This window comes from Paenibacillus sp. 2003 (assembly GCF_031455635.1).
GTDB lineage: Bacteria > Bacillota > Bacilli > Paenibacillales > Paenibacillaceae > Paenibacillus > Paenibacillus amylolyticus_B.
The window spans coordinates 817,066-823,794 of the sequence record NZ_JAVDTB010000002.1 but is presented as its reverse complement, the minus strand read 5'-3'; the positions used below and the strand labels follow the sequence as shown (position 1 = coordinate 823,794).

The 6,729-nt window shown below is 47.4% G+C and carries 5 protein-coding genes, 9 tRNA genes and 2 rRNA genes; all 16 read left to right on the top strand.

What is annotated here, in order from left to right; all coding sequences use genetic code 11:
- A 23S ribosomal RNA gene (locus J2X75_RS15585) occupies positions 1 to 97 on the top strand; the annotation flags it as partial.
- Positions 98 to 173: 76 nt separating this feature from the next.
- Positions 174 to 290: ribosomal RNA gene (gene rrf / locus J2X75_RS15580) — 5S ribosomal RNA — on the top strand.
- 84 nt (positions 291 to 374) lie between these two features.
- A tRNA-Asn gene (locus J2X75_RS15575) sits at positions 375 to 450 on the top strand.
- A gap of 4 nt (positions 451 to 454) precedes the next feature.
- Positions 455 to 526, top strand: a tRNA-Glu gene (locus tag J2X75_RS15570).
- Positions 527 to 532: 6 nt separating this feature from the next.
- Positions 533 to 608: transfer RNA gene (locus J2X75_RS15565), tRNA-Val, on the top strand.
- Between the two features lie 17 nt (positions 609 to 625).
- Positions 626 to 699 (top strand) — tRNA-Met (locus tag J2X75_RS15560).
- Between the two features lie 27 nt (positions 700 to 726).
- Positions 727 to 804 (top strand) — tRNA-Asp (locus J2X75_RS15555).
- 23 nt (positions 805 to 827) lie between these two features.
- Positions 828 to 902, top strand: a tRNA-Gly gene (locus J2X75_RS15550).
- Positions 903 to 908: 6 nt separating this feature from the next.
- Positions 909 to 985 (top strand) — tRNA-Arg (locus J2X75_RS15545).
- Positions 986 to 1,001: 16 nt separating this feature from the next.
- Positions 1,002 to 1,080 (top strand) — tRNA-Leu (locus J2X75_RS15540).
- A gap of 7 nt (positions 1,081 to 1,087) precedes the next feature.
- Positions 1,088 to 1,161: transfer RNA gene (locus J2X75_RS15535), tRNA-Pro, on the top strand.
- Between the two features lie 203 nt (positions 1,162 to 1,364).
- On the top strand, positions 1,365 to 2,057 hold the full coding sequence (locus tag J2X75_RS15530; protein ID WP_310337638.1) for a BofC C-terminal domain-containing protein: 693 nt from the start codon (positions 1,365 to 1,367) through the stop codon (positions 2,055 to 2,057).
- Positions 2,058 to 2,364: 307 nt separating this feature from the next.
- Positions 2,365 to 2,868, top strand: a complete 504-nt coding sequence (ruvC, locus tag J2X75_RS15525) for a crossover junction endodeoxyribonuclease RuvC (RefSeq protein WP_017686765.1) — start codon at positions 2,365 to 2,367, stop codon at positions 2,866 to 2,868.
- A complete protein-coding gene (gene ruvA / locus J2X75_RS15520; RefSeq protein WP_036616866.1) occupies positions 2,865 to 3,479 on the top strand; it encodes a Holliday junction branch migration protein RuvA in 615 nt (204 codons plus the stop codon). Before ruvC ends, ruvA begins: the two co-directional genes overlap by 4 nt.
- A gap of 55 nt (positions 3,480 to 3,534) precedes the next feature.
- Complete coding sequence (gene ruvB, locus J2X75_RS15515) at positions 3,535 to 4,545, top strand: Holliday junction branch migration DNA helicase RuvB (RefSeq protein ID WP_091020485.1); 1,011 nt, start codon at positions 3,535 to 3,537, stop codon at positions 4,543 to 4,545.
- A 91-nt stretch (positions 4,546 to 4,636) separates the two neighbouring features.
- Positions 4,637 to 6,724 (top strand): SpoIID/LytB domain-containing protein, encoded by a 2,088-nt coding sequence (locus tag J2X75_RS15510; protein WP_310337636.1) that lies wholly within the window; start codon positions 4,637 to 4,639, stop codon positions 6,722 to 6,724.
- Positions 6,725 to 6,729: the final 5 nt, after the last annotated feature.

The following is a 6,729-nucleotide window of genomic DNA, read 5'->3' as shown; positions in this document are numbered from 1 at the left end:
GTAAGACCCCTTGAAGACGACGAGGTAGATAGGCTGGGGGTGGAAGTGCAGCAATGCATGGAGCTGACCAGTACTAATCGGTCGAGGGCTTATCCAATTAGCAAGTGATAATTCGCGTGTTTCGTTTCGAATCTAGTTTTCAGAGAACAACACTCTGAAATGTAAGCTGCGCGTTTGGTGGCGATGGCGGAGGGGTTCCACACGTACCCATCCCGAACACGACCGTTAAGCCCTCTAGCGCCGATGGTACTTGGACCGCAGGGTCCTGGGAGAGTAGGACGCCGCCAAGCGAACTCTTTCATCATACATAGAAAACAGGCTCTGCATGTGGACGTTGTACGATGAATTGCATTTGCAGTGCAAATGCATATTATTCCCTGATAGCTCAGTTGGTAGAGCACTCGACTGTTAATCGAGTTGTCACAGGTTCGAGCCCTGTTCGGGGAGCCATTAAGGCCCGTTGGTCAAGGGGTTAAGACACCTCCCTTTCACGGAGGTAACAGGGGTTCGAATCCCCTACGGGTCATAATATGGAGGCTTAGCTCAGCTGGGAGAGCATCTGCCTTACAAGCAGAGGGTCGGGGGTTCGATCCCCTCAGCCTCCACCATATAAACTTTACAACGACGCGGGGTGGAGCAGCCCGGTAGCTCGTCGGGCTCATAACCCGAAGGCCGCAGGTTCAAATCCTGCCCCCGCAATTATACTTTCCTTTGAGAAAGTGATCTGGAACCGTGGTGTAGTTGGCCTAACATGCCTGCCTGTCACGCAGGAGATCGCGGGTTCGAATCCCGTCGGTTCCGCCATTTTTATATTAATAATACCGTGTGCGGAAGTGGCTCAGCGGTAGAGCATCGCCTTGCCAAGGCGAGGGTCGCGGGTTCGATTCCCGTCTTCCGCTCCAATATTTGCGCCCTTAGCTCAGCTGGATAGAGCGTTTGACTACGAATCAAAAGGCCGGGAGTTCGAATCTCTCAGGGCGCGCCATTATAACTTCAAATTTGCCGGCGTGGCGGAATGGCAGACGCGCTCGACTCAAAATCGAGTGGGAAACCGTGGAGGTTCGAGTCCTCTCGCCGGTATATATAACGGGATGTAGCTCAGCTTGGTAGAGCACCTGGTTTGGGACCAGGGGGTCGCATGTTCAAATCGTGTCATCCCGATCTCTAAAAACACTATCTAATTATAGATAGTGTTTTTTTATATTTATCTATATAAGATTCTATAAATGCAGGTTCCGGTATTCACTATGACAAGTTCTCTAACCTAACACATGTGTGTTCCTTCTTCAGACGATAAGTTAGTTGTGCATAAAGCCTCAGTCTTTAGGTCACAATAGGTTTAAAAAGTGATAGAAGGGGTTTATGTGAACACGTTTAACTTCAGAAAACAATTCAAGAGACGCTGGCGACGGTGGAAACGAACAGTATGGATGACGGCGGCTTTGCTTGCAGTTACGATATTGGCTTACAGCGGGTTGTCCATCTCATCGGCGATTGAGCGTTTGCTGACAACTAATTTTAGTGAGGCAACCAGTGTGATGGGGCCTGTTACGCAGGAAACAAGATCTGAACAGGAGATTCAGGCGTTAGTAGAGCAACTTGATTCTGATCCGGATCATTTAACAAGTGTGGTTTTGAAAACACAGTACATCTGCGGAGTGGAGACAGAGCAGTTAGGGAAGATGGCTAGACCGCAGTTGAAGATGCTGCTTGCTCAACATCCGGAATGGGATGCTACCGTTGGAACATCAGATGAGTTGCATTTAAAGCAACGTGTAGATGATCTTTCACCGCTTTGTAAACAGCAGGCTTATATCAGCATAGATGCTGTAGGGAACCTTAATTTGTACGAGGGTAAGCCGGCAGAAGAGAAGGTTATTCGTACGTTCTTTCAGTTGGATGTTGGGACGTTGGAAAGTTCTTTGCCTGAAGGGGTGCTGAATCAATTGCAGCAGGGGATTCGGATTCAGGACAAGGATGAGTATGATAGCGTGATCTCTACGTTCAGTGACTACGCCGTGGATGAAGATCATCATTTAATCCGTAATGGCGGGTAATCCAAACGTCCTCACCTACAGTATTAAGATTGTTAAGTACTGAAACGATGGTGAAATGGTGGCAATAGCAATAACATTGATGGTTTAGGGAATCAAGCGTTAAACCCAAAAATATGACGAAGGACATCGAAGAGATGTCCTTTTTGTCGTTTATACTAAAATAGTTGAAAATACGAATAAACATGTAAAAAATTCACGAATAAAGACGAGTAATCAGTTAGACAAAGTTTTTCCTGCCGCAGGGTCTATCTTTTGTTATAATGAAATGAACGATACATATGTTCGCTTTTGTGAGGGAGAGATGGTTTTGCGTTTTTTGGGAATTGACCCGGGGATTGCGATTGTTGGTTTTGGTTTTGTGGATAAAATCGGCAGTAAGGTGGTACCCGTACAATATGGATGTATTCAGACGGAAGCTCATACCCCTGAAGAGGAACGGTTGCTTCACGTATATGAAGGTATGGTGCAATTGATTGATAAATACAAACCAGACGCAGTAGCGCTGGAGAAACTTTTTTTCAATCGGAACGTTACAACAGCAATGTCTGTCAGTCAGGCGAGAGGAGTTATGGTACTCGCTGCCGCACAGAAGGGTTTGCCTATTGCAGAGTATACGCCAATGCAGATCAAGCAGGCTGTTGTGGGGTACGGTAAAGCAGAGAAGAAGCAAGTACAGGAGATGGTCAAAATGTTCTTGCGTCTTCAGGTTGTTCCTAAGCCGGATGACGTAGCAGATGCATTGGCTGTAGCCGTGTGCCATGCACACTCTTATACATTAAATTCCAAGTTGAATGAGGTATTGCGAAAATGATTGATTTTCTAAGAGGACAGTTCATTCATGTAGAGAATGATTATATAGTGCTGGATGTTCATGGTGTAGGGTATCGCGTATTCTGTCCAAATCCATTTGCGTTTGCGAAGCAAGAAGGCGAAATTACCGTGTATACGCACCATCATGTGCGTGAGGATGCGATGTTGCTGTTTGGATTTGTTACCCGTGATGAGCAGCGTTTGTTCCGTAAACTGATTGAAGTATCCGGTATTGGTCCAAAAGTAGCTCTGGGCATACTCGCTGGGGGTACACCAGAACATGTGGTTACGGCGATTTACCAGGAGAATCTTACGTTCTTGACCAAATTGCCAGGGATCGGCAAGAAGACTGCACAACGCATGATTCTGGATCTCAAGGATAAGCTGGATAGTTTTGGCGCGGCAGCGTATGCAACAGGTTTGTTCGCTCCTCCATCGGAAGAGTCGGGAAGTGGTTCAGCCTGGGATGAGGCACGTGAAGGTCTTAAGGCACTTGGGTATACTGACAGTGAGCTTGATAAAGTATGGCTCAAATTGAAAAAGGATGTTACTACAGCAGATTCCGTTGATGTGTTGATGAAAAAGGCGCTGCAAATGCTGTTTACGGGATAATACAAATTGCATATTATAATATAGCTGTAGCCTGCAAAAAAAGGTAGGGATGAACATGGATGATCGGATTATTTCCGCGAACCTGATGATGGAGGACCAAAATGTTGAGTTGAGTCTTCGTCCCCGGTATCTGAATGAATATATCGGGCAGAATCAGGTGAAGGAAAATTTAAAGATATATATTGAAGCTGCCAAATTCCGTAATGAGGCATTGGATCACGTTTTGTTATATGGCCCACCTGGTCTGGGTAAAACAACACTTGCCAACATTATTGCCAACGAATTGGGTGTTAATTTACGAACTACGTCAGGACCGGCTATTGAACGCCCGGGTGATCTTGCAGCATTGTTAACCAATCTGCAGGAAGGCGATGTCCTGTTTATTGATGAGATTCATCGTTTGCATCGTACAGTTGAAGAAGTCATGTACCCCGCTATGGAAGATTCCGCATTGGACATTATGATTGGTAAAGGTCCAAGTGCACGTTCCGTTCGGCTGGATCTGCCGCCATTCACTCTGATTGGGGCTACAACGCGTGCTGGCTTGCTGTCTGCTCCACTTCGAGACCGATTTGGTGTTATCAGTCGATTGGAATTCTACACGGTTGATGAGCTGGCTTATATCGTCTCACGCTCTACCGAAATTTTGGGTGTGGAGATTGTGGGAGATGCTGCGCAAGAGATTGCATTGCGCTCACGTGGGACACCGAGGATCGCGAACCGTTTGTTAAAACGAGTACGCGACTTTGCACAGGTGCGTGGTGACGGGATTATAACGCAGACACTGGCGGAAGAAGCGCTGCAACGTCTCCAGATTGATCCGCGTGGCCTGGATGAGATTGATCACAAGATGCTCAAATCGATGATCAATAGCTTCCGGGGAGGCCCGGTAGGGCTGGATACCATTGCTGCTACGATTGGTGAAGAAAGTCAGACGATAGAGGATGTCTATGAACCGTATCTGCTTCAGATTGGTATGATTCAGCGTACACCAAGGGGCAGGATCGTAACAGATCTCGCCTATCATCATTTGGGTCTACCTGTTCCACCAAGAGACGGTAAATAATCAAATCTGTTGAACATTCATCATAAACATTGAAATAATCACGTGTTAACCCGATATAAAGTGAAAGAAATGCATGGAGAGGAGTCTGATTGTGGGAAAAGCAATACGAACGAAGAAGTGGAGTCGTCGATTGAAGGTACTGGCGGCAGCTCTTTTGACAGTGAGTTGTCTGCAAGTGCCTGCATATGCAGCAGGAAATGATGGACAGACGATCCGGGTAGCCATGTTTGCAAATCTGGGCAGTACGTATAAATCAACTACACCACTCATTACGCTTGAATCGACCGGACAATGGAGCATCCAATCGGAGAGTGGCGCAAATGTAAGCCTTCCGGCAGGGCAGATCCGTTTCAGTGCAGATGGATTCCGAGTGAAAGTGTTGGAAACAGCGGATTTCAAGGCAGCATCTGCAGCAGCAAAATTGTTGCAGGCAACCGCAGATAAACCGTTGCTGTTCACAACGGCTGTGAATGGAAATGCCATTTACCAGCTCTACACAGGTAACTATGCAACGGAGGCACTGGCAGGACAAGCTGTTACACGAGTACAAAAGGTAGCAGCGGCTCAATTGGCTGGTCAAAAGCCAGCTGTAACGGGAAGTAAACGCTTGTCTGCTGGAACCTATGGTTCGATTCAGGAAGCAGAGGCAGCACAAGCCAACCTTTTATCAACAGGAGTTAGTAGTGTCTATCCAGTCCTTCAACTGAGTGGGGGAAGCCAAGCATATGCGGTATGGGTGGGTGAAGCTTCAACGGATGCGGAATTAACTGCATTGAAGAACAGTGTGGAAGCCAAAGCTCCGGGGGTAAGCCTTTCACCTGTCAACAATAGTGCCGGGCTCATCATCCGCCAGGATGCAGGATTAAGTACGGACGCACCCAAAACCGCTCCGCATTACACCATTGCAGGTACTGAATCTAAAGCATTGGTACAAGGGAATGGCAATGGCATCAAAGTAGTGGAGCGTTCTCAGCGAACGTATCGTGGAGATATGGAAATCAGCATTGTAAGTGGTGATCTGGCGTTGGTCAACGTCGTTCCACTGGAGCAATACCTGTACTCTGTCGTAGGAGCAGAGGTGTATTCCTCCTGGCCTGCTGAAGCTTTGAAAGTTCAAGCCGTTGCTGCTCGATCCTACGCGCTTCAACAGGGTGAACGTTTCAAAATTGCGAATGTTGTGGATACAACGCTCAGCCAAGCTTATAACGGGATTGGTTCGGAGAACGATAAAGTAACCAGTGCAGTGGATGCAACTGCTGGAGAAGTGGTCAAGAGCGGTGGGAAAATCATCGAAGCTGTGTTCTCCTCCAATGCGGGCGGCCAGACGGCTCATCCTTCTGAAGTATGGAACGGCGGAGCTGGTGTGTTTACCAATGTTGTCAGTTCGGGGGATACATCGGCCCAGGCCGGATTACATACGTGGTACCATGTGCTGCTCAGTTCAGGAGTTAGCGGGTACATTCGTGAGGATAACATCAAAGAATTAACAACCAAGACCAATGCGGGACTGGCCAAAGTGACGGTAACGGCTCAGAATACCAATGTGCGTGCCATTCCGTTAATTCAATCCACCGTTGAACCTGTAGCCAAAATGAATCCAGGCAACGAAGCTGTTGTACTGGCAAAAGTGGCTCAATCTAATGACTATGCCTGGGTGAGAGGACCTTTCACGTCAGCTCAGTTGGTTAAATCCCTTCAGGGTAAAACAACAGCGTCTGTTCCTGCTTCAATCTCAACCTTGGAAGTGACCAAGCGTGGACCTTCCGGAAGAGCACTTGAAGTCACTGCCAACGGACAGGCTATGACGGTGAAATATGCCGATACATACCGCTCTGCACTCGGTGGATTACCGAGCACTTTATTTGATATTGCAGGAACCGGAAGTTATACTGTATTAGGCGCTGACGGCAAAACTGCCAGTAAAACCGGCTCAAATGGTGCCTCTGTATTGTCTTCTTCTGGCGCAGGAACATCATCCGGTAATGCCCTTGTCGTTATGAGTGGTGATGGTCAAGCGAGAGCGGTAACGCAGGGTCAGACCTTCATGTTCATCGGTCAGGGCAATGGTCACGGGTTGGGCTTGTCCCAATGGGGAGCCAAAGGCATGGCAGATGAAGGGTATGATTACCAGGCAATATTGAAACACTATTATCAAAATGCGACTATTGTTAAGGAATGAAACTA

Excerpts from the sequence above, each read along its gene's own strand:
- ruvB (WP_091020485.1), top strand. The coding sequence starts at position 3,535 with ATGGATGATCGGATTATTTCCGCGAACCTGATGATGGAGGACCAAAAT.
- ruvA (WP_036616866.1), top strand. The coding sequence starts at position 2,865 with ATGATTGATTTTCTAAGAGGACAGTTCATTCATGTAGAGAATGATTAT.